General features: G+C 62.7%; 24 protein-coding genes, 1 tRNA gene and 1 pseudogene. 24 read left to right on the top strand and 2 right to left on the bottom strand.

Annotation, left to right across the window (positions count from 1 at the left end; translation table 11 throughout):
* Positions 1 to 100: 100 nt before the first annotated feature.
* The 23 genes and pseudogenes from pelG to P8014_RS15165 all read left to right on the top strand — a co-directional run bounded on the left by pelG (position 101) and on the right by P8014_RS15165 (position 19,758).
* Positions 101 to 1,180, top strand: a pseudogene (gene pelG, locus P8014_RS15055) (exopolysaccharide Pel transporter PelG).
* A gap of 193 nt (positions 1,181 to 1,373) precedes the next feature.
* Positions 1,374 to 3,143 (top strand): aspartate--tRNA ligase, encoded by a 1,770-nt coding sequence (gene aspS, locus P8014_RS15060; protein WP_337818151.1) that lies wholly within the window; start codon positions 1,374 to 1,376, stop codon positions 3,141 to 3,143.
* 12 nt (positions 3,144 to 3,155) lie between these two features.
* On the top strand, positions 3,156 to 3,587 hold the full coding sequence (gene nudB, locus P8014_RS15065; protein WP_337818152.1) for a dihydroneopterin triphosphate diphosphatase: 432 nt from the start codon (positions 3,156 to 3,158) through the stop codon (positions 3,585 to 3,587).
* A 12-nt stretch (positions 3,588 to 3,599) separates the two neighbouring features.
* Positions 3,600 to 4,238, top strand: coding sequence for an alpha/beta hydrolase (locus P8014_RS15070; RefSeq protein ID WP_337818153.1), 639 nt, complete (start codon positions 3,600 to 3,602; stop codon positions 4,236 to 4,238).
* Between the two features lie 36 nt (positions 4,239 to 4,274).
* Positions 4,275 to 5,030, top strand: coding sequence for a YebC/PmpR family DNA-binding transcriptional regulator (locus P8014_RS15075; protein ID WP_337818154.1), 756 nt, complete (start codon positions 4,275 to 4,277; stop codon positions 5,028 to 5,030).
* 25 nt (positions 5,031 to 5,055) lie between these two features.
* Positions 5,056 to 5,550: a crossover junction endodeoxyribonuclease RuvC gene (gene ruvC, locus P8014_RS15080; RefSeq protein ID WP_337818155.1), complete on the top strand. Its 495-nt coding sequence runs from the start codon at positions 5,056 to 5,058 to the stop codon at positions 5,548 to 5,550.
* A complete protein-coding gene (gene ruvA / locus P8014_RS15085) occupies positions 5,547 to 6,155 on the top strand; it encodes a Holliday junction branch migration protein RuvA (protein WP_337818156.1) in 609 nt (202 codons plus the stop codon). Before ruvC ends, ruvA begins: the two co-directional genes overlap by 4 nt.
* A complete protein-coding gene (gene ruvB, locus P8014_RS15090; protein WP_337818157.1) occupies positions 6,152 to 7,204 on the top strand; it encodes a Holliday junction branch migration DNA helicase RuvB in 1,053 nt (350 codons plus the stop codon). Before ruvA ends, ruvB begins: the two co-directional genes overlap by 4 nt.
* A gap of 3 nt (positions 7,205 to 7,207) precedes the next feature.
* Entirely contained in the window at positions 7,208 to 8,716 is a 1,509-nt protein-coding gene (locus tag P8014_RS15095) for an ATP-binding protein (RefSeq protein WP_337818158.1), read from the top strand.
* 179 nt (positions 8,717 to 8,895) lie between these two features.
* Positions 8,896 to 9,204 carry a hypothetical protein gene (locus P8014_RS15100; protein WP_337818159.1) on the top strand — a complete coding sequence of 103 codons (309 nt, stop codon included), beginning with the start codon at positions 8,896 to 8,898 and terminating at the stop codon, positions 9,202 to 9,204.
* Positions 9,161 to 10,525, top strand: coding sequence for a sigma 54-interacting transcriptional regulator (locus P8014_RS15105; protein ID WP_337818160.1), 1,365 nt, complete (start codon positions 9,161 to 9,163; stop codon positions 10,523 to 10,525). The genes P8014_RS15100 and P8014_RS15105 overlap by 44 nt, the downstream gene beginning before the upstream one ends.
* Positions 10,526 to 11,039: 514 nt before the next feature.
* On the top strand, positions 11,040 to 11,219 hold the full coding sequence (locus tag P8014_RS15110) for a hypothetical protein (protein WP_337818161.1): 180 nt from the start codon (positions 11,040 to 11,042) through the stop codon (positions 11,217 to 11,219).
* Positions 11,220 to 11,549: 330 nt separating this feature from the next.
* On the top strand, positions 11,550 to 11,966 hold the full coding sequence (gene ybgC, locus P8014_RS15115; protein WP_337818162.1) for a tol-pal system-associated acyl-CoA thioesterase: 417 nt from the start codon (positions 11,550 to 11,552) through the stop codon (positions 11,964 to 11,966).
* Positions 11,956 to 12,645 (top strand): protein TolQ, encoded by a 690-nt coding sequence (gene tolQ, locus P8014_RS15120; RefSeq protein WP_337818163.1) that lies wholly within the window; start codon positions 11,956 to 11,958, stop codon positions 12,643 to 12,645. The genes ybgC and tolQ overlap by 11 nt, the downstream gene beginning before the upstream one ends.
* On the top strand, positions 12,642 to 13,088 hold the full coding sequence (tolR, locus tag P8014_RS15125) for a protein TolR (protein ID WP_337818201.1): 447 nt from the start codon (positions 12,642 to 12,644) through the stop codon (positions 13,086 to 13,088). The genes tolQ and tolR overlap by 4 nt, the downstream gene beginning before the upstream one ends.
* 1 nt (position 13,089) lies before the next feature.
* Positions 13,090 to 13,926: a cell envelope integrity protein TolA gene (gene tolA, locus P8014_RS15130; protein ID WP_337818164.1), complete on the top strand. Its 837-nt coding sequence runs from the start codon at positions 13,090 to 13,092 to the stop codon at positions 13,924 to 13,926.
* Positions 13,923 to 15,239, top strand: coding sequence for a Tol-Pal system beta propeller repeat protein TolB (tolB, locus tag P8014_RS15135; protein WP_337818165.1), 1,317 nt, complete (start codon positions 13,923 to 13,925; stop codon positions 15,237 to 15,239). The genes tolA and tolB overlap by 4 nt, the downstream gene beginning before the upstream one ends.
* Positions 15,240 to 15,292: 53 nt before the next feature.
* A complete protein-coding gene (gene pal, locus P8014_RS15140) occupies positions 15,293 to 15,865 on the top strand; it encodes a peptidoglycan-associated lipoprotein Pal (RefSeq protein ID WP_337818166.1) in 573 nt (190 codons plus the stop codon).
* Between the two features lie 121 nt (positions 15,866 to 15,986).
* The gene (ybgF, locus tag P8014_RS15145) at positions 15,987 to 16,835 is read left to right on the top strand and encodes a tol-pal system protein YbgF (RefSeq protein WP_337818167.1); all 849 of its coding nucleotides are present in this window, start codon (positions 15,987 to 15,989) and stop codon (positions 16,833 to 16,835) included.
* Positions 16,836 to 16,942: 107 nt separating this feature from the next.
* Positions 16,943 to 17,617, top strand: coding sequence for a 7-carboxy-7-deazaguanine synthase QueE (queE, locus tag P8014_RS15150; protein ID WP_337818168.1), 675 nt, complete (start codon positions 16,943 to 16,945; stop codon positions 17,615 to 17,617).
* On the top strand, positions 17,614 to 18,294 hold the full coding sequence (queC, locus tag P8014_RS15155; RefSeq protein WP_337818169.1) for a 7-cyano-7-deazaguanine synthase QueC: 681 nt from the start codon (positions 17,614 to 17,616) through the stop codon (positions 18,292 to 18,294). Before queE ends, queC begins: the two co-directional genes overlap by 4 nt.
* A gap of 93 nt (positions 18,295 to 18,387) precedes the next feature.
* On the top strand, positions 18,388 to 19,614 hold the full coding sequence (locus P8014_RS15160; protein WP_337818170.1) for a YeeE/YedE family protein: 1,227 nt from the start codon (positions 18,388 to 18,390) through the stop codon (positions 19,612 to 19,614).
* Positions 19,615 to 19,682: 68 nt separating this feature from the next.
* Positions 19,683 to 19,758: transfer RNA gene (locus P8014_RS15165), tRNA-Lys, on the top strand.
* Positions 19,759 to 19,836: 78 nt separating this feature from the next.
* Here the strand turns inward: P8014_RS15165 and P8014_RS15170 are convergent.
* Entirely contained in the window at positions 19,837 to 20,586 is a 750-nt protein-coding gene (locus tag P8014_RS15170) for a TerC family protein (protein ID WP_337818171.1), read from the bottom strand.
* 303 nt (positions 20,587 to 20,889) lie between these two features.
* Between P8014_RS15170 and P8014_RS15175 the strand changes: the two genes are divergently transcribed.
* On the top strand, positions 20,890 to 23,193 hold the full coding sequence (locus P8014_RS15175; RefSeq protein ID WP_337818172.1) for an NADP-dependent malic enzyme: 2,304 nt from the start codon (positions 20,890 to 20,892) through the stop codon (positions 23,191 to 23,193).
* Between the two features lie 36 nt (positions 23,194 to 23,229).
* Here P8014_RS15175 and P8014_RS15180 read toward each other — a convergent pair whose 3' ends face one another.
* Positions 23,230 to 24,465, bottom strand: coding sequence for an HDOD domain-containing protein (locus P8014_RS15180; protein WP_337818173.1), 1,236 nt, complete (start codon positions 24,463 to 24,465; stop codon positions 23,230 to 23,232).
* Positions 24,466 to 24,550: the final 85 nt, after the last annotated feature.

The following is a 24,550-nucleotide window of genomic DNA, read 5'->3' on the forward strand; positions in this document are numbered from 1 at the left end:
ATCGGGATTTGGGCTGTTTTCGGGAAAAATCAGGCCCCAGATTCGAAGGGGCACCTCGCCAATGGACCCTGATCAACACGATAGCCGCTAAATCGGGGAAATTTTCAACGGCCTGCTAACGCTGATCGTGTGCAGTGCGCTGGGCACGCTGGTGCTGACGACGCTGTTCGGCGCTACGGACTTCGTCTACCGCCTGCTGATGCTCTGCGGCTTCGCCGTGCAGTGCGGCGTGTGGCTGGTGGTGGTGTTCCTCTCGGGGATGAAGGAGTACCGGCGCATCGTCGCGGCGTTCTTCTCCGGCTACAGCATCACCGTGGCCATGGCGCTGCTTTTGCGCCCCTACGGCCTGCATGGCCTGCTGAGCGGTTTCGTGATCGGGTAGGTGTTGCTGCTGGCGCTGGTGGTGCACTACTATCCGGGGCGCCAACTGCTGGCGTTCGAATTCCTCGACCGCAGCAAGATTTATCTGAGCCTCGCGGCCACCGGGTTTTTCTATAACTTCGCCATCTGGGCGGACAAGTTCATCTTCTGGATGTACCCGGTCACCTCGAATGCCGTGGTCGGGCCGCTGCGCGCCTCGCTGATCTACGATTTGCCGATCTTCCTGGCCTATCTGTCCATCATTCCCGGCATGGCCGTGTTCCTGGTGCGCATCGAAACGGATTTCGTCGAGGCCTACGGCAATTACTACAACGCCGTGCGCGAGGGCGATACGCTCCAGCACGTGTGCCAGTTCAAGGATGCGATGGTGTTGTTGTCGGTGCGCCAGGGCCTGTACGACATCTTCAAGGTTCAGGGGCTGACCGTGGTGGCGCTGTTCGTGGTCGGTCCGCGGCTGCTGGAGGCGCTGGGTATCTCGCAGCTGTACTTTTATCTGTTCCAGATCGACGTTGCCGCGGTGGGTATGCAGGTGCTGCTGCTGGCCATTCTCAACGTGTTGTTCTATCTGGATATGTTGCGTAGCGCCATGGCATTGACAGCCTTGTTCGCCGCGAGCAACGTGGTGCTGACGGTGCTGACGGTGCTGACGGTGCTGACGGTGCTGACGCTACGCCTGGGGCCGGCGTTCTACGGTTTCGGCTTTGCTGGAGCGGTGCTGCTGACGACGTTTGTCGGCCTGTGGCTGTTGTCGTTTCGCATGGGGCGGCTGGAGTATGAAATCTTCATGCCGGGGCGCTGAGTGGGAGGCGCGGGCGCTGCGGGACACTGCTTGCGCCGCTGCGGGGCAGGCCGTAACATTGCCGAGTCTTGCGCCGCAGCCTGCGGCGTTTTTTGTTTTAACCGAATGCTCCGGGGTGGGGGCCGCCGTGTGTGCCACGCGCGGCAGGTCGCCAACGCGGCGCACAGACCGACGGGAACGGTTGATTGTGAGTATGCGTAGCCATTATTGCGGGGCCATCGACGAAGCCCTGATCGACCAGGAAGTGACGCTCTGCGGCTGGGTCAACCGCCGCCGCGATCACGGTGGGGTCATCTTTATCGACCTGCGCGACCGCGAGGGCGTTGCCCAGGTGGTGTTCGATCCGGATCTGCCCGAGATCTTCATGACCGCCGAGCGCGTGCGCAACGAATACGTGCTGCGCGTGCGCGGCCGTGTGCGCCGCCGTCCCGAGGGTACCGAAAATTCTGAGCTGCCGACCGGTCAGGTCGAGGTGCTCGGTCAGGAGCTGGAGATTCTCAATGCGGCCGAGACGCCGCCGTTCCAGCTTGACGAGGGCGAGGTGGGCGAGGAGACCCGCCTGCGCTATCGCTACGTCGACCTGCGCCGTCCGGAGATGCAGCGCCGCCTGCAGTTGCGCGCCCAGATCACCCGCGAACTGCGCGGCTTCCTCGATGAACATGGTTTCCTCGACATCGAGACCCCGATGCTGACCAAGGCTACGCCCGAAGGCGCGCGTGACTACCTCGTGCCCAGCCGTACCCATCCCGGCAGCTTCTTCGCCCTGCCGCAGTCTCCGCAGCTGTTCAAGCAGTTGCTGATGATGAGCGGCATGGACCGTTACTACCAGATCGTCAAATGCTTCCGCGACGAGGATCTGCGCGCCGATCGCCAGCCCGAATTCACGCAGCTCGACATGGAAACCTCGTTCCTGGACGAGGACGGCGTCATGCAGGTCGCCGAGGGCATGATCCGCGAGCTGTTCGCGCGCGTGCTGGAAGTCGCGCTGCCGAATCCGTTCCCACGCATGAGCTATGCCGACGCGATGCATCGTTTCGGTTCCGACAAGCCGGATATGCGCATTCCGCTGGAGTTCGTCGACGTTACCGATCTGATGGGCGAGGTCGAGTTCAAGGTGTTCTCCGGCCCGGCCAAGGATCCCGATGGGCGTGTGGTCGTGCTGCGCCTGCCGGCCGGCGGCGAGCTGTCGCGCAAGGAGATCGACGACTACACCACCTTCGTTGGCCGCTACGGGGCTAAGGGCCTGGCCTACATCAAGATCAACGACATCCATGCCGGCCGCGAGGGTCTGCAGTCGCCGATCCTCAAGTTCCTGCCGGATACGGTGATCGTCGATCTGCTCGACCGCAGCGGTGCCGAAACCGGCGATCTGCTGTTCTTCGGAGCCGACAAGGCGCGCATCGTCAACGACGCGCTCGGCGCGCTGCGCGTCAAGCTCGGCCACGACCGGGGACTGGTAGAACGCGGCTGGCGCCCGCTGTGGGTCGTCGATTTCCCGATGTTCGAGTACGACGACAAGGAAAAGCGCTGGGTTTCGCTGCACCATCCGTTCACCGCGCCCTGCGTGGACAGCCCCGAGAAGTTTGGCAGCGAGCCGGGCGAGCTGCTGTCGCGGGCCTACGACATGGTGCTCAACGGCAGCGAGGTCGGCGGTGGTTCGGTGCGTATCCATCAGCCGGAGATGCAGTCGGCGGTGTTCGAGCTGCTCGGCATCGAGGCCGAGGAAGCGCAGGAGAAGTTCGGCTTCCTGCTCGAAGCGCTCAAGTACGGCTGTCCGCCGCATGCCGGCATCGCCTTCGGCCTCGATCGCCTGGTCATGCTGATGACCGGCAGCGCCTCGATTCGCGACGTCATGGCCTTCCCCAAGACGCAGACCGCGGCCTGTCCGTTGACCAATGCGCCGGCACCGGTCAGCGAACGCCAGCTGCGCGAACTGAATTTGCGCATCCGCCGTCAGGAATAAGGGTTCACCTCGATGGTGACCACCTGGAAGCGCCCGGAATCGGTGCTGGTGGTGGTCGCCACGCAGGGCGGCGAGGTGTTGCTGCTGGAGCGTCGGGCGCCGGGTGGCTTCTGGCAGTCGGTGACCGGTAGCCTGGAGTGGGGGGAATCCGCTGCCACTGCTGCCGCGCGTGAACTGCGCGAGGAGACCGGGCTCGATGCGGTGCCGGAGGATTGCGGCGAGACGCAGCGTTTCCCCATCGTGCCGCCCTGGCGCTTCCGTTATGCGCCGGATGCGACGCACAATCTCGAGCACGTGTTCCGTCTGATCCTGCCCGCCCGGATCGAGGTCAGAGCGAACCCGTCCGAACATGCCGCGGTCTGCTGGTTGCCGCGGGCGCTCGCCGCAAGGCGGGTCGGTTCGTGGAGCAACCGCGAAGCCATCCTGCGCTGGATATCTGATTAAGGAGTTGGAACGGTGCGTGAAGTCGTCGTCACCCTGCACGGGCTGTGGATGACCGGCTTGGAAATGGCTGCGCTGCGCCGTCGGCTGCGCGATTGCGGCTATACGGTCAGGCCGTTCCACTACCGTAGCCTGTGGCGCAGTCCGGCAGAGAATGCGCGGCATTTGGCGCGGTTCGTGGACGGACTCGATGCCGATGTCGTGCATTTCGTGGCGCACAGCCTGGGGGGGCTGGTGCTGCTGCATCTGTTCGAACAGGCGCCGCTGCAGCGGCCGGGGCGGGTGCTCATGCTGGGTACGCCGCTGATCGGCAGTACGGCGGCACGGCATGTGGCGAACTGGCCTCTGTTGCGTCGTGCGCTGCTGGGGCGCAGCCTGGAGCGCGGCCTGTTGGGCGGTGCGCCGGGCTGGCAGGGAGCGCGTGAGTTGGGCATGGTGGCCGGTACGCGCGGCGGCCTCGGGATGGGAACCTTGTTCGGCGCCCCGCTGGCGTCGCCGCACGACGGCACCGTGAGCGTGCAGGAGACACGGGCGGTTTGGGTCGGCGAACATCTGAGCGTGCCACATGGCCACTTCGGCATGCTTTATTCCCGCCCGGTCGCCGAGGCGGCGTGCCGCTTTTTGCGCGGAGGCACCTTCGACGGCCGGGGATGATAAAATCGCGCGATTGGACGATCTAGAGGGATTCGCATGGCAGGGCATAGCAAATGGGCCAATATCCAGCACCGCAAAGGGGCCCAGGATAAAAAGCGCGGCAAACTGTTCACCAAGCTGATCCGCGAAATCACGGTTTCCGCGCGCATGGGCGGTGGCGGTGATCCCGCGACCAACCCGCGCCTGCGTCTGGCCGTGGACAAGGCGCTGGGCGCGAACATGCCCAAGGACACCGTCGAGCGCGCGATCAAGCGCGGCACCGGTGAGCTGGGCGGCGAGAACTACGAGGAAGTGCGCTACGAGGGCTATGGCCCCGGCGGCGTGGCGGTGATGGTCGATTGCATGACCGACAACCGCAACCGCACCGTGGCCGAGGTGCGCCATGCCTTCACCAAGGCCGGCGGCAATCTCGGCACCGATGGCTCGGTCGCGTTCATGTTTAGCAATACCGGCGTGTTGAGCTATCCGTCCGGTGTGGATGAAGACCGCGTCATGGAGGCCGCGCTGGAGGCGGGCGCGGACGACGTGGTGGCGTCCGACGACGGTTCGGTGGAGGTGCTTACCACCCCCGAGGACTTTGAAACGGTACGCGATGCGATGCAGGCCAACGGGCTGGAGCCCGAGTCGGCCGAGGTGACCCAGCGCGCCAGCAACGGCACGCCACTGGACGTGGAGACGGCCGAGAAGCTGATTCGCATGCTCGATGCGCTGGAAGACCTGGACGACGTGCAGGAAGTCTACTCCAACGCCGAGTTCCCGGACGAGCTGCTGGAACAGATGGCGGCCGGCTAGGCCCGGCCTCGCCAGCGCGACTCCAATGCGTATTCTCGGCATCGACCCTGGGTCGCGCGTCACCGGCTATGGCGTGATCGACAGTGACGGACGCAGCAGCCGCCATATCGCCAGCGGCTGTATCCGGCTGGGGACGGGCGAGTTGCCGCCGCGGCTGGGGCGCATCTTTTCCGAGGTCGCGGCGCTGGTGGCCGAATACGATCCCGAGGTGTTGGCGGTGGAGCAGGTGTTCGTGGCCAAGAACGCGTCGTCGGCGCTGACGCTGGGCCACGCGCGCGGTGCCGCGATCACGGCCTGCGTGCAGGCCGGCCTGGAAGTTTTCGAATACACGCCGCGAGCGGTCAAACTGGCCGTGGTCGGCAGCGGAGCAGCGGACAAGGGGCAGGTGCAGCATATGATGCGGATGCTTCTCGGGCTGGCCAAGTCGCCGGCCAGCGACGCGGCGGATGCGCTGGCGGTCGCGCTGTGCCATGCGCATACCGACAGTACCCGCAGCGTGTTGCGGCGGGAGGCGCGATGATCGGGCGCCTGCGCGGACAGTTGTTGGTCAAGCGCCCACCGTACCTGCTGCTCGAGGTGGGCGGCGTGGGCTACGAGGTGGAAGCCCCGATGTCGACCTTTTACGCGCTGCCTGAGGTAGGCGCGGAAGTCGTCCTGCATACCCATCTGCAGGTGCGCGAAGACGCACACAGCCTGTTCGGCTTTGCGGCCGAGGCCGAACGCGGCCTGTTCCGCGAGTTGCTCAAGGTGAACGGGGTTGGTGCGAAGGTGGCGCTGGCCATCCTGTCGGGTATGGATGCGGCGACGTTTTCCGGTTGTGTGCTGGCGGCCGACGCGGCGCGGCTGACGCGCCTGCCGGGTATCGGCAAGAAGACGGCCGAACGCCTGATCATCGAGATGCGCGATCGTCTCGGCGCGCTGGAGGCCGGTGCGGCGCCGGCGGCGGCTCCTGCGGCGGGGGTGTCCGCTGCAGCACCGGGCGCAGCCGAGGACGAGGCGGTCAACGCGCTGATCTCGCTGGGTTACAAGCCGCAGGAAGCGAGCCGCATGGTCGCTGCCGCGATGACCGACAACATGGGCACCGAAGATATCATCCGCCAGGCGCTCAAGGCGGTGGTGCGATGATCGAAAGGCCGCTGTTGAACGGACGCGAAAGTGTCGAGGAGGCCTCGCAGGAGGCCGGAATCCGCCCGCGCCGCCTGGGCGACTATGTCGGCCAGCCGGCGGTGCGCGAGCAGATGGAGATCTTCATCCATGCCGCGCGCGAACGCGGCGAGGCGTTGGACCATACGCTGATCTTCGGCCCGCCCGGCCTGGGTAAGACCACGCTGTCGCATATCATCGCCAACGAACTGGGCGTCAATCTGCGGCATACCTCCGGTCCGGTGCTGGAACGCCCCGGCGATCTGGCCGCGCTGCTCACCAACCTCGAGCCGCGCGACGTGCTGTTCGTCGACGAGATCCATCGGCTCAGCCCGGTGGTGGAGGAGGTTCTGTACCCGGCGATGGAGGATTTCCAGCTCGACATCGTCATTGGCGAGGGTCCCGCGGCGCGTTCGATCAAGCTCGACCTGCCGCCGTTCACGCTGGTCGGGGCGACCACGCGAGCGGGTCTGCTGACTTCGCCGCTGCGCGACCGTTTCGGCATCGTGCAGCGCTTGGAGTTCTACAGCACGAAGGATCTGGCACATATCGTGTCGCGTGCGGCGGGTATCCTCGGAGTTGAGATCGATCCGAACGGGGCCGATGAAATCGCGCGGCGCGCGCGCGGGACGCCGCGCATCGCCAATCGCCTGTTGCGGCGCGTGCGCGACTACGCGCAGGTCAAGGCGCGGCAGGACATCACGGCGGAGGTCGCCGACCGTGCGCTGGACCTGCTTAACGTCGACCGCTTCGGTCTGGATGGCATGGACCGGCGCATGCTGCTCACGATCATGGAGCATTTCGATGGAGGCCCGGTCGGTGTGGACAACCTGGCGGCGTCGATCGGAGAGGAACGCGGCACCATAGAGGACGTCATCGAGCCCTATCTCATCCAGCAGGGCTTCCTCATGCGCACCGCGCGTGGACGCATCGCCGGGCGCCGCGCATGGGAGCATTTCGACCTCAAGCCGCCCAGGGGGGCGGCGCCTGCGGGTGATCTGTTCGGCGGGACGGACGGAGGAGGGGCATGAGGCATGCCCGACGCCGTGGAGCGCTCTGAGATGCCGCGCAGTCTGCCGTCGTCGACCGAGAAGAGCAGCAAGCCGTGGTCACCCCGTTCACTGGCCGGTCTCGTAACGCTGAGTTTCACGCTGGTGGCGCTGCCGCTGATCGTCGTGGTGGTGGCCTCGGCCTATGCCGTCAACCGCCTCTCCAGCCAGAGCGAGGACACGGTGTACCAGGCCGTGCAGCTGACCCAGGGCAGCCTCATTCTGATGGAGGAACTGGTAACCATGGAGCGCAGCGCCCGCCAGTACCAGGTGGTTGCCGATCCCGGCCTGATGCAGGTGTTCAGCGCCAGCCATGAACAGTTCAACCACACGCTTCAGCGCCTGGAATCCTTGCACGTCTCTCCGTCGCTGGCGACGCGGATACGTCGTCTGGGGCAGGGTGAAGCGGATTTGGTCAAGAGTGTCGTCGCAGCTCCGGACGGTCAGTTGCCGGACACGGTGGGTCAGAGCTTCGCCGATCTGAGCGGGCAGGCTCGCGCGTTGTGGACCGACAGTAGCCATGCCGTCGCGCAGCGGGTGGAGGCTTTGCGCACCGATGCGCGGCGCCTGCAGCAGTTCCTGCTCTGGGGCGCGCTGGCGTTGGTGGTGGTGAGCGTGATTCTTGCGCTCGGCCTGAGTCGCCTGATTCTGCGTCCGATGCGGCAGATCGATCGCGCCATTCACCGGCTCGGCGATGGCGACTTCGAGAAGGCGGTCAGCGTACGCGGGCCGCGCGACCTGGAGTACCTGGGCGAGCGCCTGGATTGGACGCGGCGGCGCCTGCTGGAGCTGGAGGCGGGCAAGCAACGTTTTCTGCGGGATATGTCGCACGATCTGAAGACGCCGTTGACGACACTGCTCGAGAGCGTGGAACTGCTGCAGGATCAGGTGGTAGGGTCGCTCAATGCGGAACAGACCGGACTGGTGCGTATCCTGCACGCCAGCGCGGATCAGCTACAGGAGCGTATCGACCAGTTGATTCAGTACAACCGCCTGCAGGGACAGTTCGCCAGCTTGGGTCTGAAGGCGCTGGATCTGTCCAAGCTGGTACAGGCCTCGCTGGCCGAGCATCGACCAGCGCTAGAGGGCCGCGATCTCAAGGTTATGCGTTCGCTGGATCCGGCGCATCTGTGGGGAGACGAGACGAAATTGCGTCAGGTGATCGACAATCTGCTGTCGAATGCGATCAAGTACGCACCGCGCGGTTCGATGCTGTATTTCGATGTGCGTGCCGATGCGCGCAAAGCGGTGCTGCGCGTCGCCGATCAGGGGCCCGGTGTGGAGGTGGCCGATCGCGAGAGGTTGTTCGAGGCGTTCTACCGTGGTTCGCCGCCGCCTGGTGGAGCGGGTAGCGGCTCGGGAATCGGTCTGGCGATCGTCAAGGAATATGTCGAGGCGCACCGCGGCACGGTGCGCCTGGTCGAGGGAGGCGAAGGTGAGGGCGCTGTGTTCAAAGTCGAGCTTCCTGCAGATATGAGAGGGATGGACGCGTGAGGCGCTGGACTGCAGTTGGCGTGGCTATGTTTTGCTTGGCGGGGTGTGCCAACTTGCGTGGGCCGAGTACGGCTGCATCCACGGTCGGTTCGGAAAACCCGGTACTGCGTCAGGCCTCGCAGGTTGCGGCGATGGCGCCCGCACGGCGGCAGGTCGTCTGTGCGGAGGCACAGACGCGGTTGCAGGACAAGAACAGCGACGATGTGCGTTTGACTCTGGCGGCGCTGGGTGTCGCAGTGCCCGGCTGCCTGCAGCCGGACGACGTGCTGGGTTTGTTGAAGCGATTGCCGGATTCTCCGCTGGCCGCTTATCTGCGGGCCGTAGCAGGCCGTCAGGCCGCGGAGCATGGAGCCTTCGTCCGGGCGCAGGACAAGATAAGCTCGCTGGAAGCCAAGCTCAAAGCGCTGACACGCATAGAACAACAGATCAACCAGGTGAAAGATCGTGAATTCCAAGACCAAAGCCAGGGCAAGACTGCTCCTCGTTGACGACGAGCAGGATCTGCTGCACGTCGTCTCGCTACGCCTCAATGTGGCCGGTTTCGATGTCGAAACCGCAGGCAGCGGCGCTGAGGCCCTGGCCAAGATCCCGGTATTCCGTCCGCACGTGGTGATCAGCGATCTGCGGATGGAAGGGATGGACGGTCTGGCGTTGTTCGACGCCATTGCCCATACTTGGCCGACTCTGCCGGTCATTATTCTGACCGCGCACGGCAGCATTCCCGACGCCGTCGAGGCCACGCGGCGCGGTGTGTTCGGCTATCTGACCAAGCCGTTCAATCACAAGGAGATGCAGGCGCAGATCGAGGCGGCGTTGAGTCTGGGCGGCGGTGTCTCGAGCGATGCTGACAGCGAGGAGGCCTGGCGCGAGGGGATCATCACGCGCAGCCCCGCGATGGAGGCGGTGTTGGCCGAGGCACGACTGGCGGCACGTTCGGATGCGAACGTGCTGATCCGCGGCGAGAGCGGTACGGGCAAGGAACTGCTGGCGCATGCCATCCATCGGGCCAGCCGACGGCGCGAGCAAGCCTTTGTCGCGGTCAACTGCAGCGCCATTCCGGATACGCTGATCGAGTCCGAGCTGTTCGGACATCGAAAGGGTGCGTTTACCGGCGCCACGCACGACCATCAGGGGTTGTTCCAGGCCGCCGACGGCGGGATGCTGCTTCTGGACGAGGTCGGAGACATGCCGCTGACCACGCAGGCCAAGCTATTGCGCGTACTGCAGGAGCGGGAGGTGCGGCCCGTCGGTGGCGTCGAATCGGTTGAGGTGGACGTGCGCATCGTTTCCGCCACCCACCGCGACCTGGACACTGCGGCCTCCGAGGGCCGTTTCCGCGAGGATTTGTACTACCGTCTCAATGTGGTGACACTGACTCTGCCAACCCTGGCCGAGCGGCGTGAGGATATCCCGCTGCTCGCACGTCATTTCCTGGGATTGGTCGAGCGTGAGTCCATGCCCGAGGTGAAAGGTTTTTCCCCGGACGCGATGGCGCGGTTGATCGCCTACGACTGGCCCGGCAACGTGCGCCAGCTCTACAACGTAGTCGAGCGTACTGTGGTGTTGTCGACCACGCCGCTGATTTCCGCCGGTCAGGTCGAACGGGCACTGAACGAAGCACCTACCGAACTGCCGTCGCTGGTCGAGACGCGCGAGCATGCCGAGCGCGAATACATCTCGCGTATTCTCATGCTGACCGAGGGCAACGTTACCGCCGCGGCTCGCCTGGCCAAGCGGAACCGGACCGAATTCTACAAGCTGCTGAACAGACACCATATAGACCCTGCGCTGTTCAAGCGTCGCCGCTGAGAGATCCTGCGCTGCCTTCGACAATGCTCTCAGTAGAGTCGGCCATTGGCTGCGGGCCGCGTATTGATTCGGAACCGTGTCGAAACCCTGAGAGCGCCATAGCCGGCAGGCGGAGTCTTTTGCGCGCTTGTGAGCATGGCGCCGACGGTCTCGTCGTGCCGAAGCTCGCACACCGCGTTCCTCATCGTGTACGCTTTGTCCGCGGGATGAATTTAGTTGTTTTCCGAATTGGGCTGGTTTTTGCGTCTCCTGTATGAGACGCTATAAAATATAATAAAATCAATAAATTAAGTTTTATCTTCCAGTTCTTGTCGTCATTTGGCGACAGGTTTTTAGGGGCTGTGCGGGCAGGCATGATGTAAGTGCCTGATTGCAAAAGCCTGTGATTTTTGGCATGGAGTTTGATTCGTTGGTGCCCATGTAAGCGTCACGAGACGCTTCGGAATATTCGGCGCCGTCGTCGGCCACTTGGTCCGGATGTGCGGCAGGAATCGAAACCGAAACAGGGCTTGTAATGAAAATCAACGTTATCGCCCCCGTGGCATTGATCGGCATGGCGCTGCTCGCCGGTTGCGGAAAATCCGACAACCAGTCCAAGACCCCGTCAGCCGGGACGACTGTACCGGCTCCGGCGACGGCGGTGCCGGCACCTACGACGCAGGTGCCCGACACGACGAGCAGCACGGGCAATTGATATTTCTCCGCCGCAGCTGTTGCGGTGGGGCCTACCGGTCGCTCCGTTCCGGCCACGGCGCTGCAGCCCTATCTTTCCCTCGGGTGGTTGCAGCGTCAATGGCCGGCTTCTTATTCTCCGCGGTCGCCGCTTGGCGGCCGCTGCTCCTTCCCGCGGATTCAACGTACGCTGGCGTCCTTCGGACGCTGTCGGCTGCTTGGCCGTTGCGCCCAGATTGTGAAATTACTGTAAAGGGCCTGCGCTTGTTGGCCGAATTTGACAGAATATGCGCCCTGACCTAGTAGCAGGGATTCGTCCACCACAGCAGGTGATGTGCTGAAAGGATTGTCGATGAGTGTCTTTGCCTGGCCGATTCGCGTGTACTTCGAAGACACGGATATGGCCGGTGTGGTGTATTACGCCAATTATCTGAAGTTCATGGAGCGAGCCCGCACCGAATGGCTGCGGGGCCTGGGATTCGAGCAGGACCGCCTGAAGGAGGAGGAGCGCCTCGTATTCGCGGTGCGTTCGGCCGAGGTGGATTACCTGTCTCCCGCCCGTTTCAACGATGCACTGGTCGTCGAATCGCGTGTGGTTCGGGCAGGTAGGGCCAGCATCGCGTTCGCGCAGGAAGTACTGCGCGATGATGACGACAAGCGTGTGTTGCTCGCGCAAGGCCGCATCAAGGTCGCGTGCCTTGACGCTCAGACTTTCAAGCCGGCGGCGATGCCGCGCCTGCTTTTGGAGGCCGTAAATAGTGTCTGTTGATCCGTCTTTCTACGATCTTGTGCTCAACGCCAGCGTTCTTGTGCAGTTGGTCATGCTCATTCTGCTGATCGCGTCGGTGCTGTCCTGGGCCATGATCTTCATCAAGTGGCGCACCTTGCGCACCGCGCGGGCGCAGGCCGCGCTGTTCGAGGATCGTTTCTGGTCCGGAAGCAATTTGTCGCAGTTGTACGAGGGCATCCGGGCGAAGACGCCTCGCGGTGGCCTGGAAACGATTTTCTCGGCCGGCTTCCGCGAATATCTGCGTTTGCACAAGCCCGGCCAGGATGTCGTACCGCATTCGCTGATCGATACCGCCCAGCGCTCCATGCGGGTGGCATTGGCGCGCGAGGAAGACAAGCTTGAGCAATGGCTGTCGTTTCTGGCAACCGTCGGTTCGGTCAGCCCGTATGTGGGGCTGTTCGGTACCGTCTGGGGCATCATGCATGCCTTCATGGCTCTGGGGAACGTGCAGCAAGCCTCGCTCGCCATGGTCGCTCCGGGTATCGCCGAAGCGCTGATCGCCACCGCCATGGGGCTGTTTGCGGCCATTCCTGCGGTGGTCGCGTACAATCGCTATGCCGACGAGGTAGAGCGCCTGATCAATCGTTATGACAACTTCCAGGACGAATTTCTCGCCCTGTTGCAACGCCAGCTGGCGGCTGTGAAGGCGGAGGCCTGAGCGTGTCCCGTCGTTCGCACCGACGCCGCCCGATGGCGCAGATCAACGTTGTGCCTTACATCGACGTGATGTTGGTGCTGTTGGTTATCTTTCTGGTAACCGCACCAATACTCAAGCAGGGTGTCCAGGTCGATCTCCCCAAGGCGGCGGCCAAACCGATTCCCAAGAGTACTCAGGCACAAGAGCCGCTGACGGTCACCGTCGATTCGCAGGGACGCTTTTTCGTCAATCGCGGCGCACCTCCCACACAAGCGCTGGATACCGCGGCTTTGCGTCACATTGTCGGTCAGGAATTGAAACAAGATCCCAAATTGCCGGTCTATGTGAAGGGCGACAGCCATGTCGATTACGGGCGGGTCGTTGTAGCCATGACCATTCTGCAGCAGGCCGGTGCCGGAAAGGTCGGATTGATCACCGAGCCTCCGCCTGGCAAGAAGCGCTGATATGTGGGAAGAACTGCGCCGTCATCCGTGGGCATTGACCGCGGCGGTGATACTCAACCTGATCGTGCTGGTGCTGTTTGGGATCGGTCTGAATTTGGGAAGTGCCCCGACACCTGCCGTCAGTGGACAACCGATACAGGCGCAGTTGATTGATTTGAGCAGCCAGCGCAAGGCTGAACAGGCGGCCAAAGCCAAGGCCGAAGCCAAGCGCATGGCCGAACAGTTGGCCAAGGCTAAGGCGGCGGCCGAAGCCAAGGCCAAGGCCGAAGCAGCAGCCAAGGCTAAGGCGGCGGCCGAAGCCAAGGCCAAGGCCGAAGCGGCAGCCAAGGCGAAGGCGGCGGCCGAAGCCAAGGCCAAGGCCGAAGCGGCAGCCAAGGCGAAGGCGGCGGCTGAAGCCAAGGCCAAGGCCGAAGCGGCAGCCAAGGCGAAGGCGGCGGCCGAGGCCAAGCGCAAAGCGCAACAGGCCGCTGCGGAAAAGAAAATGCTCGATCAGCAAATGGCCGCCGAAGCGGCGGCGTTGCAGAAGCAGCAGCAGGCGATCCAGGCTCGGCGCAACCGGCAGTTGCAGAGCAGCTGGATCGGCCAGTTGAAGGCTACGATTCAGCGTAACTGGGTGATACCGCCCGGTTACCAACCCGGCCAGAGTTGCCAGGTTACCGTGAAACAGGACCAGGGGGGGTATATCCTCAGCTTGCAGATCGGGCAGTGTACCGGGGACGAGCTATTCCGGCGCTCGGTCGAAACGGCAGTCAAGCGTTCCGAGCCGCTGCCGCTGGCGCCTAACCCGCAGGTGTTCCAGGCCACCCTGAACTTTACCTTCAAGCCAAACGAGCCATGATGAATCCGAGACGCCTAGTTCGACTCGCCATCCTGCTGCTGTCGGCGTTTGCCGCCACCGCACAGGCTGCTCTGAATATCACGATCACCCAGGGAGCGATCGGCGCCACACCCATCGGCATCGTGCCTTTTGCCTGGCATGGGCAGACGCCGCAGCCGCCACAGAAAGTCGGTGAGATCGTCGCCAACGATCTGCGGCGTAGCGGCCTGTTCGCGCCGCTGCCGCCGGCCAAGATGCCGCAGCGACCCACCCAGCCGGGAAATATTCAGTTCAACGCCTGGAGCCAGGTCGGCGTGAGCGATGTCGTCATCGGGGGCGTCGAGGAGACCTCGCCCGGTCAGTACAGCGTACGCTTTCAGCTGTTCGATACCCTGCAGGGCCAGCAGCTGATGGGGTATACGATCCGCGCCACCAAGGTGCAGCTGCGCCGCGCGGCACATCGTATCAGCGACCTCATCTATCAGAAGCTGACCGGTCAGCGTGGCGCTTTCGATACGCATATCGCCTATGTCAGCACCGAGGTCAAGAACGAGCGTATAGTGCGCTACCGTATCATGGTGGCGGATGCCGACGGCTACAATCCGCATGTGGTCTACAGTTCGCCGAAGCCGTTGTCGATGCCCACCTGGTCGCCGGACGGCAAGTACTTGGCGTACGTCTCCTTCGAGGCCGGCCATCCGCAGGTCTATCTGCAGAATCTGGCCACCGCCAAGCGCGAGTTGATCTCCAACAGGCCCGGACTGAATAGCGCGCCTGCCTTCTCACCGGATGGACGCAAGCTTGCCCTTACGCTGTCGCGTCACGGCGATGCCGAGATCTTCATCATGGATTTGGCGACGAAGAAACTGACCCAGTTCACGCATGACGCTTCGATCAACACCGGTGCGGCCTGGATGCCGGACGGCAAGTCCATCGTGTTCACGTCCGACCGAGGGGGATCGCCCCAGTTGTACGTCAAGTCGCTGGATGGAGGTTCGGCGCAGCGCTTGACCTTCGACGGCAACTACAATGCTGCGCCGGCGGTGTCGCCCGATGGCGGCAAGATCGCGTTCGTGCACAGTGATCAAGGTGCGTTTCGTATCGCCCTGCTAAATCTCAACAGTGGGCAGATGCAGGTCGTGACCAAGGGGCAGTTGGACGAGTCGCCTAGCTTCGCGCCCAATGGCAGCATGGTGATCTACAGCACCGATTACCAGGGCAGGAGCGTGTTGTCTGCGGTCAGCGTTGATGGGCGCGTCCGCCAGCGTTTGAGCGGCCCTGAGAACGTTAGTCAACCGGCCTGGTCGCCATTCGGCGATCAGCCTGCCCAGTAGCGAGGACAGTGAGTCTTCGTCTTTTCGTCGATAGTGCTAAAGGGGAATACAACATGATGCGGATTTATCGAGTGGCTGTTGCGGCGGCATTTGCCGTGCTGCTGGCGGCCTGTGCGCCCACCGCGCAGACGGTGCAGCCGACGACGGGGGCCGAGAACGGCGCCGCGGGTGCAGGGGTGGCTTCCAGCACGACTGGTCAGAGTCAGGCCGGTCAGGCCGGTCAGGCCAGCGCACTGCAGAACCAGGGTGGCCTGACGGCCGACCAGCTCAACAATCCGAATAGTCCGCTGTCCAAGCGCACGGTCTACTTCGCGTTCGATAGCAGCGAGATCGCACAGCAGTATCTGTCGGTGATCAGCGCCCATGCGAAGTATCTGGCTGCGCACCCGAATCTGCATATCAAGCTCGAAGGCAATACCGACGAGCGCGGTTCGCGTGCTTATAATATGGCGCTCGGTGAGCGGCGTGCGCAGGCCGTGGCCAAGCTGCTGGAACTGCAGGGTGTTGGCCCGCAGCAGCTCAGCGTGATCAGCTACGGTGAAGACAATCCGGTCTGCCTGCAGCACGACGAGGCTTGCTGGAGCAAGAACCGCCGGGTGAATATCGTATATCCCAACGCGCAGTAAGCGGACGCGTTGAATGGAGCACGATCCCGGCCTCAGATGAGGCCGGGATCACACAAACAGCGTTCGGTTCATGGAAGGCCTCAGGGATCGCAGCGCAACGAATCGATGGATAGAGCGGCTTATGCGTTTATCTCATGTGGCGGTGTGTGCGGTATTGTGTGCGGGTATGCTCGCGCCGGTCTCACCTGTTTGGGCGGCTGACGCCCAGCCAAGCGGCAATCAGACGGCAGGGCAGGTGGACGCAGCCGCTCAGCCGACCGATATCCAGGCGGTCGTCCAGCTCTATCAGCAGGTCAGTAATCTGCAGCAGCAGGTTCGTGAATTGCGTGGTCAGAACCAGGAACTCGCGCATGAGGTCCAGAGTCTGCGCAATCGCCAACGCCAGCTCTACATGAGCACGGACCAGCGTTTGCAGGCCCTGGAGGCCGCGGCATCGGGTGGCACGACTTCGACTGCAGGCAATTCAGCCACCGCGGCTGCCACGCCTGCGGCTTCGGGCACCTCGGTTCCGCCGGCCTCCGTGAATCCGCCGGCCGGCGGCAGCTCGGGCAGCCAGCAACAGACGGTCGCTCCAACCCCGAATGGTCAGGACCTGGCGGCTTACCAGAAAGCGTTCGATCTGCTCAAGAACAGTCACTACCAGGAGGCCATCTCTGCTTTCCAGGCCTTCGAGAAGGCATATCCGAAGAGTCCTTACGTAGCGAATGCGGAGTATTGGACAGGTGAGGCCCTGTATGTCGAGAAGCAGTATTCGCAGGCCTTGGTGCAGTTCCAGAATGTGGTGAACGACTATCCGCAGAGCAACAAGGTTTCTGCCTCTATGCTCAAGATCGGTTACAGCCAGTACGAGTTGCAGCAGTGGGCCGCTGCGCGCAAGACGCTGCAGGCCGTGGTCAGTCAGTATCCGGGCACGACGGCGTCGCGCTTGGCGGCCGACCGCCTGAGCAGGATGAAGCGCGAGGGCCATTGAGCGCATAATCGCGCACGATGGCTTCGCTGTTCCTGCGATGCCGTCGTATCGACACGAATTTTACGCGCGGCGTACCTTCGGGGCGCCGCGCACGAGTTTCAGAGGCGATGAATTCCATTCCCAGCGACCGTTCAGCAGGTGGTGCGCGCCTGCGCATCACCGAAGTCTTTCTGTCGTTGCAGGGCGAGGCGCGCAGCGTGGGCTGGCCGACCGTGTTCGTCCGCCTCACCGGATGTCCACTGCGCTGTACCTACTGCGATACCGCCTATGCGTTCAGCGGTGGGGAGTGGATGGACGTGGACGATATCTGCGCACGCGTTGATGGCTACGGTGTGCGGCATGTGACGGTGACCGGCGGCGAGCCGTTGGCCCAACGCGGAGTACATGGACTGCTGTCACGCCTGTGCGATGCCGGCTACGAAGTATCTCTGGAGACCAGCGGGGCGTTGGATGTCGCTCAGGTCGACGCCCGGGTGATTAAGGTGGTTGACCTGAAGACGCCGGGTTCCGGCGAGGAGCGACGTAATCTTTGGAGTAATCTCGAACACCTCGGTCCACAGGATCAGGTCAAGCTGGTGATAGCCGGCCGCGCAGATTACGAGTGGGCGTGTGAGCGTTTGCGGGAACATGCGCTGGCCGACCGTGTCGAGGTGCTGCTCTCAGCTGCGTACGGCGAGTTGGAACCGCGCGAGCTGGCGCAGTGGATATTGGACGACAGGCTACATGTGCGCATGCAGGTGCAGTTGCACAAATACCTTTGGGGAGATGAGCCGGGACGATGAGAAAGGCGGTGGTACTGGTATCGGGTGGACTGGATTCGGCGACGGTTCTGGCCATGGCATGTGCGCAGGGCTACGCGTGCTACGCACTGAGTTTCGACTATGGCCAGCGCCACTCTGCCGAACTAGAGGCGGCCGGGCGCGTTGCACGGGTCGGCGGCGCTGTGGAGCATCGAGTCATTCGGCTGGATTTGAGTGCGATCGGCGGGTCCGCGCTGACGGATGCGGCGATCGCTGTGCCGGAAACACCGGAAGAGGGTATTCCGGTGACCTATGTTCCGGCACGCAACACCGTGTTCCTGTCGGTGGCTCTGGGGTGGGCGGAAGTCCTCGATGCACGCGATATCTTTATCGGCGTGAACGCCGTCGACTATTCGGGGTATCCGGACTGTCGGCCGGCTTTCGTGGAGGCATTCGAGCGCTTGGCCAACCTCGCGACCAAAGTGGGTGTCGAAGGTGACGGCTTCAAGGTGCAGGCTCCGCTCATCGAACTGACCAAGGCCGAGATTATCCGCCGCGGTGTGGAACTTGGCGTTGACTATGCGCAGACGGTGACCTGCTATCAGGCCGATGCCGAAGGGCGTGCCTGTGGCCGTTGCGATGCCTGCCGTTTGCGCGCGCAGGGATTTGCCGGGGCGGGAATCGCCGATCCAACGCGATACCAGCCGCAGGCGGAATAATCCTTCGTTCCGTCGCATCTTTCAGAAATCGGTACGGACGGCTGAGCGCCGTCGGGGCAATGGTTAACGAAGGAAGCTCTGGAGGGCGGCGGTATGGCTTTGAGTTCAACCCAGCAGATCCTGTTGTCGGGTCTGGGTATTGCGGTGGTTATGGGTGCGGTGGTCAACAAAACCAATTTCTGCACCATGGGCGCGGTATCCGATCTGGTCAACATGGGCGATACCGGTCGCATCCGCGCCTGGTTTTTCGCCATCGCCGTAGCGATCGCCGGTGTGCTTTTACTGCAGTGGACCGGCATGGCCAAGATGTCCATGGTGGCGAGTAACAGCACTTCGTTTCCGCCCTATCTGACTTCCAGCCTGGCCTGGCCGCGCTATCTGGTCGGCGGTTTCCTGTTCGGGGTCGGTATGACTTTCGCCAGCGGCTGCGGCAACAAGACCATGGTCCGTATCGGCGGCGGCAATCTGAAGTCGGTCCTCGTCTTTGCGATGATGGGCATCGGCGCCTATCTGATGATGTACACCAATTTCGGATATCAGGTGTTCCTGCGCTGGATGCAGCCCGCCTTCATCGATCTGAGTGCCCATGGCAGCAACACCCAGGGTATTGGGGATATTCTCGCCGGGCTGTTCGGCTTGTCCTCGGCGGCGTTGGTCAGCAGTGTGGTCGGCGTTGTTCTGTGTGTTGCGCTGATCGCTTGGGCATTTAAATCCAAGGATTTTCGTTCCAGTTTCGACAACATTCTCGGCGGACTGGTGGTCGGGCTCGCCGTGGTGGTGGCCTGGTGGGTGACGGCCGGGCCGCTCGGCCAGCAGTGGCAGAGTGATGCGGCTTTCATGGATGTTCCGCCGGCTGCCGTCGGGGCGCAGTCCTTCACCTTCGTTTCCCCCAGCGGTCAGTTTTCCTATTACATCAGCACTGGCTTCGCCAAGAATCTCGTCACCTTTGGCATGATGGCGGCGGGCGGCGTGGTGCTGGGGTCGTTGTTGTTTGCGCTCCTGACACGCCGCTTTCGTTTTGAATGGTTCTCGTCCTGGAGCGATTTCGTGCGGCACGTGGTCGGTGGTTTCCTGATGGGAGTCGGCGGCGTGCTGGGCATGGGCTGCACGATCGGCCAGGGTGTGACCGGGGTGTCGACGTTGGCGTTGGGCTCGTACATGACGCTCGCTTCGATCATTTTCGGCAGTGCGCTGACCATGAAGGTCGAGTATTACCGCCTGGTCTACGAGGGCGAGGCGACGGTGTTCAGCGCGCTGGTGGCGGCACTGGCCGACATGCATTTGCTGCCGAATCGACTGCGCAAGCTGGAAGCGGTGTAGCCGCTGTTTTTCCGTGCCGTTGCGGGGTTCCAGCAGCGGCGCGGAAAAGGTATGATTGCGCCCTTTCAGGGCCGTTAGCTCAGTTGGTAGAGCACCGGACTTTTAATCCGATGGTCGTTGGTTCGAGCCCAACACGGCCCACCATTTAAATCGCTAACCCGATTCACGTGCTCGGCGCGGGATCCGGGACCGCGTGCTTTACTTCAAGATTATCCCGTCCTCTCAGTGATTGTCCTCCTCGTAGGCCTTGCTCAACGTGACCGGCACCGCGCCCCGACGGCGCACGCGCAGGTTGAGCATTTCCACGCCGACGGCATAGGCCATGGCGAAGTAGATATAGCCGCGGGGAATATGGAAGCCCATGCCGTCGGCGATCAGGGTCACTCCCACCAGAACCAGAAAACTCAACGCAAGCATTTTGATGGTTGGATGGCGATCGACGAACTCTCCAACCGGTTTGGCGGCGAACATCATGACCAGCACCGCGAGCACGATGGCGAGCATCATCACCGCCAACTGCTGGGCCAGGCCGATGGCGGTGATGACCGAATCGAGCGAGAACACGACGTCCAGCAGTGTGATCTGCACGAGCACGCTCGTCAAACCGGCGGCAACGGATTTGCGTTCCGCGCTTTTATTGCCTTCGAGCGCCCCGTGTATTTCCAAGGTGCTCTTCGCCAGCAGGAACAGACCACCGCCGAAGAGAATGAGATCGCGCCCGGATATGGCGTACGAGAACACCGAAAACAATGGCTTGGTCAGTCCGGTGATCCAGATCAGAGACAGCAGCAACGCCAGCCGAGTGAGCATGGCCAGGCCGAGTCCGAGGATGCGTGCCCGGTCGCGCTGGTGTTCCGGCAGGCGGCCCACCAGGATCGAGATAAATATGATGTTGTCGATGCCGAGCACGATTTCCAGTGCCGTCAGCGTCACCAGGGCGATCCAGGCTTGAGGGTTAAGCAGCCATTCCATGTCGTGTTCCAATTATCCGAGCGGGCAGGGCGACTGCCGATCCTGGCACGTGTCGGTCCGGGGGGCAATTTCGTATCGTGTGCGGCTACGCACTGGCTGGAGGCGCAGGCCCGGTCTATGCTTAAGTCTGCACGTGTTCACAGAACCCGTCTCGAGGTGCCATGGGCGATACCAAGCGGTTTCGCTCCCTGCAGTTTCGCGGCGTGAACCGGCCGTCCGGTAACGCAGGATGCATGCCGTTTGCCGGTCTATCGTACCTAGCTATTTTGCGCTGTGGCGGAGCCGCGGCTTAAAGGAGAACTGATGTCGTCCAGTGATATGCTGCGCCAAGCTGCCCTGAAGTACCACGAGTGTCCCAGTCCCGGAAAACTGTCCGTTACGCCGACCAAGCAGCTGGTCAATCAGCGCGATCTGGCGCTGGCATATTCGCCAGGCGTGGCTGCCGCCTGCGAAGAGATCGTGGCCGATCCGCTCAACGTCTTCCGCTACACCGCGCGCGGCAACTTGGTGGGTGTCGTCACCAACGGCACCGCGGTGCTGGGCTTAGGGGCTATCGGTGCGGAGGCTTCCAAGCCGGTGATGGAAGGCAAGGCGGTGTTATTCAAGAAATTTGCCGGCATCGATGTGTTCGACATCGAGATCGACGAACGTGATCCTGAACGCTTGGTCGACGTCGTCGCGGCGCTGGAGCCGACCTTCGGTGCCATCAATCTGGAGGATATCAAGGGGCCGGAATGCTTTGTGGTCGAGAAGCGTTTGCGCGAGCGCATGCGCATTCCCGTTTTCCACGATGATCAGCACGGAACCGCGATCATAGTCGCCGCAGCGGTGACCAACGGTCTGAAGGTGGTGGGCAAGGATATCGGTTCGATCAAGGTGGTGGTCAGTGGTGCCGGTGCTGCCGCGCTGGCGTGTCTCGATCTGCTGATCGACCTGGGGTTGCCGGTCGAGAACATCTGGCTGACTGATATCGAAGGCGTGGTTCATGAGGGCCGCACCGAATTGATGGACGAGTATAAGGCACGCTTTGCGCAGCGCACCGATGCGCGCACGCTCGGTGAGGTCATCGAGGGGGCGGATTTGTTCCTGGGGTTATCGGCTGGCGGAGTTCTCAAGCCGGATATGGTCAAGGCGATGGCGGAGCAGCCCTTGATATTCGCTCTCGCCAATCCGACGCCGGAGATTCTTCCTGAACTGGCCAGGGAAATTCGGTCGGACGCGATCATCGCCACGGGGCGTTCCGATTATCCCAATCAGGTCAACAACGTGTTGTGCTTCCCTTTCATTTTCAGGGGAGCCCTGGATGTCAGTGCGACGACGATCACGCGCAACATGGAGATTGCCGCGGTGCAGGCGATCGCCGATCTGGCGCGCCAGGAGCAGAGCGACATCGTTGCTGCAGCCTATGACATTCAGGATCTGACTTTCGGTCCGGAATATCTGATTCCCAAACCCTTCGATCCGCGCCTCATCGTGAAGATCGCTCCGGCCGTGGCGCGTGCGGCGATGGACGACGGTGTCGCGATCCGGCCGATCGAGGATTTCGTGGCCTACAAGCAGCGCTTGCAGGAGTTCGTCTATCACAGCGGTACGCTGATGAAGCCTATCTACTCCTCGGCCCGTATGATCCAACCGGAACACAAGCGGGTGGTGTTTGCCGAGGGCGAGCAGGAGCGCGTGCTGCGTGCCGTGCAGACGCTCGTGGACGACGGCCTTGCCACGCCGATTCTGGTCGGTCGACCGACGGTGATCGAAAGCCGCATCGCTCGCTACGGCCTGAGGCTGCAGCCGGGGCGCGACTTTACGGTGGTCAATCCAGAGAACGATGATCGTTTCCGCGAGTATTGGCAGGCCTACCATGCCATCATGGCGCGCCGTGGTGTGACCAAGCAGATCGCGCAACTCGAGATGCGCCGCCGAACCACGCTGATCGGTGCAATGCTGCTGCAAAAGGGCGAGGCCGACGGCATGATTTGCGGCACTATCAGCACCACTCACCGCCACCTGCGTTTCATCGATCAAGTCCTTGGCCGCCGTGAGGGCTGCAGCGTCTACGCGGCGATGAATGCACTCATTTTGCCGACGCATCAGTTGTTCATCGCCGATACTCACGTCAACCCGGACCCGAGTGCCGAGGAGCTGGTGGAGATCACGCTGATGGCCGCTGAGGCCGTGCGGCGTTTCGGTATAGAGCCGAAGGTGGCACTGCTGTCGCACTCGAACTTCGGCAGCAGCGATTACGAGTCAGCCGCGAAGATGCGAGAAGCACTGACGATGCTGCGCAAGAGGGTCCCGGATCTGGAGGTCGATGGCGAGATGCATGGCGATAGCGCGTTGAGCGAATCCGTGCGCAAGGAAATTCTGCCGGATACGACGTTGCAGGGCGCGGCCAATCTGCTGGTCATGCCGAACGTAGATGCCGCCAACATCACTTATAATCTGCTGAAGGCGAGTGTCGGCGGCAACGTGGCAGTCGGCCCCATTTTGCTGGGCTGTGCGGCCCCCGTGCACATTCTGACCCCTTCGGCGACCGTGCGGCGTATCGTCAACATGGCCACGCTGACGGTGGCTGATGCGCATGCGGCGCAAACCGCGGCTCTGGGGTGAGCCAAGCCCGGTGGGCGAGGTCCGCGCCCACCGGTTCTATTCGCTGCCTGTCAGCATACCGCTTAGCGAGTCGGCCCACTCCAGGGCTTCGAGGCGCGCTTGGCGCAGCAGATCCATCGGCAGTGCCGCGTGTGTGACGGTTTTCCAGCGATTGCGTTCGTAGGCGAGTACCGTCGACAGCAGTTCGCCCAGCGGGCCTTCGTGTGCAAGGATGGCGCATTTCAGGCGTTCCGAAATCGGCAGTGGCAGCAGCAATTTGTTCAGCGATTGTCCGAGTAGCAGGTGTAGCGCCGAAAACAGGCCGACGGCAAAGCCATCGCTGCCGGGATGCCCGGTATGTTCCGCGAGCCTTTCGCACATCTTGCCGCGTGCCAGTGCAATTCTGAAAATTTCCGGTGGACGGTCGTCGAGACGGCCCAGGGCGGTCAGTGCGACCCAGGTGGCAAGCCGTCGGCGACCCAGGATGACGATAGCGTCGTGCAGAGAATTGATCGTTCGAGGTGGGTTGAAAAAGGCGGAGTTGATCAGCCGCATCAGTTTGTAACTCAAGCCGGGATCGCTGCCCAGTGCGTTCTCGATCTGTCCGATTTCGCTGTGTGGGTCATATAGAGTACAGAGCAGGGTGAGCAGTGCATGCTTGTTGGCGGTGAGTGTCTTTGCTTTCAGCGTGCGCGGACGACTCAGGAATTTGCCCTGAAACAACTCGTAACCCTGATCGCGCAGCCGTTCATACTCTTCCATCGTTTCGACCTTCTTGGCTACGCTGAGTACGCCCAGCCGCTTGAGCAGTTTGGGCAGGCGTGCCAGTGTGGAATTGTCCGCGGTGCGTATGTCGACCTTGATCATGTCAACGAGGTCGTAGGTCGCGGCGAGGCGCGTGTCGAACTCGAAATCGTCCAGCGCGAGGGTGTAGCCGAGTGCTTTCAGCTCCTGCAGCGCAGGAAGAGTGTGAGGGCGCGCCAGGGTCAGCGGCAGATCGAGGATCACCCGTTCGGGTGGTGCGGGGAGGCTGGCTACCAGTTCCAGCAACCCCGGGCTGAGATTGACGGCAACCGGCCTGTCGCCGGCAAGACGGTCGATGCCTATGTCCTGGAATGCGGCAAGTATGACTGAGGACGTTGCGGCGTCGGCGCGAGCCGTGTCGGGCAGCGCCGTACGGTGCGCGGTGCGGAACAACAGTTCATAGGCGTAGACGCCGAGCTGGGTGTTGCAGATCGCCTGACGTCCGATGAACAGGTCGTGGAGCAGGGACTGCGAAGAGGCGTGTGCCATGCCGGGAGGGGGATCGTGCGTATTCGAGTGGATCCCATTCTACCGTACGGCGGGCAGAAAAAAGCCCGGCGAACCGGGCTTAGTG

The sequence above is a fragment of the Acidihalobacter sp. genome (genome assembly GCF_037381185.1).
In the GTDB taxonomy this organism is placed as follows: Bacteria; Pseudomonadota; Gammaproteobacteria; order DSM-5130; family Acidihalobacteraceae; genus Acidihalobacter_A.

Coding starts and splice junctions, on each gene's coding strand:
- ruvB (WP_337818157.1), top strand. CDS start 6,152: ATGATCGAAAGGCCGCTGTTGAACGGACGCGAAAGTGTCGAGGAGGCC.
- P8014_RS15160 (WP_337818170.1), top strand. CDS start 18,388: ATGGCTTTGAGTTCAACCCAGCAGATCCTGTTGTCGGGTCTGGGTATT.
- P8014_RS15110 (WP_337818161.1), top strand. CDS start 11,040: ATGAAAATCAACGTTATCGCCCCCGTGGCATTGATCGGCATGGCGCTG.
- P8014_RS15175 (WP_337818172.1), top strand. CDS start 20,890: ATGTCGTCCAGTGATATGCTGCGCCAAGCTGCCCTGAAGTACCACGAG.
- aspS (WP_337818151.1), top strand. CDS start 1,374: ATGCGTAGCCATTATTGCGGGGCCATCGACGAAGCCCTGATCGACCAG.
- P8014_RS15170 (WP_337818171.1), bottom strand. CDS start 20,586: ATGGAATGGCTGCTTAACCCTCAAGCCTGGATCGCCCTGGTGACGCTG.
- ruvA (WP_337818156.1), top strand. CDS start 5,547: ATGATCGGGCGCCTGCGCGGACAGTTGTTGGTCAAGCGCCCACCGTAC.
- P8014_RS15180 (WP_337818173.1), bottom strand. CDS start 24,465: ATGGCACACGCCTCTTCGCAGTCCCTGCTCCACGACCTGTTCATCGGA.
- P8014_RS15075 (WP_337818154.1), top strand. CDS start 4,275: ATGGCAGGGCATAGCAAATGGGCCAATATCCAGCACCGCAAAGGGGCC.
- queE (WP_337818168.1), top strand. CDS start 16,943: ATGAATTCCATTCCCAGCGACCGTTCAGCAGGTGGTGCGCGCCTGCGC.
- queC (WP_337818169.1), top strand. CDS start 17,614: ATGAGAAAGGCGGTGGTACTGGTATCGGGTGGACTGGATTCGGCGACG.
- tolA (WP_337818164.1), top strand. CDS start 13,090: ATGTGGGAAGAACTGCGCCGTCATCCGTGGGCATTGACCGCGGCGGTG.
- ybgC (WP_337818162.1), top strand. CDS start 11,550: ATGAGTGTCTTTGCCTGGCCGATTCGCGTGTACTTCGAAGACACGGAT.
- ruvC (WP_337818155.1), top strand. CDS start 5,056: ATGCGTATTCTCGGCATCGACCCTGGGTCGCGCGTCACCGGCTATGGC.
- ybgF (WP_337818167.1), top strand. CDS start 15,987: ATGCGTTTATCTCATGTGGCGGTGTGTGCGGTATTGTGTGCGGGTATG.
- pal (WP_337818166.1), top strand. CDS start 15,293: ATGATGCGGATTTATCGAGTGGCTGTTGCGGCGGCATTTGCCGTGCTG.
- P8014_RS15095 (WP_337818158.1), top strand. CDS start 7,208: ATGCCCGACGCCGTGGAGCGCTCTGAGATGCCGCGCAGTCTGCCGTCG.
- nudB (WP_337818152.1), top strand. CDS start 3,156: ATGGTGACCACCTGGAAGCGCCCGGAATCGGTGCTGGTGGTGGTCGCC.
- tolB (WP_337818165.1), top strand. CDS start 13,923: ATGATGAATCCGAGACGCCTAGTTCGACTCGCCATCCTGCTGCTGTCG.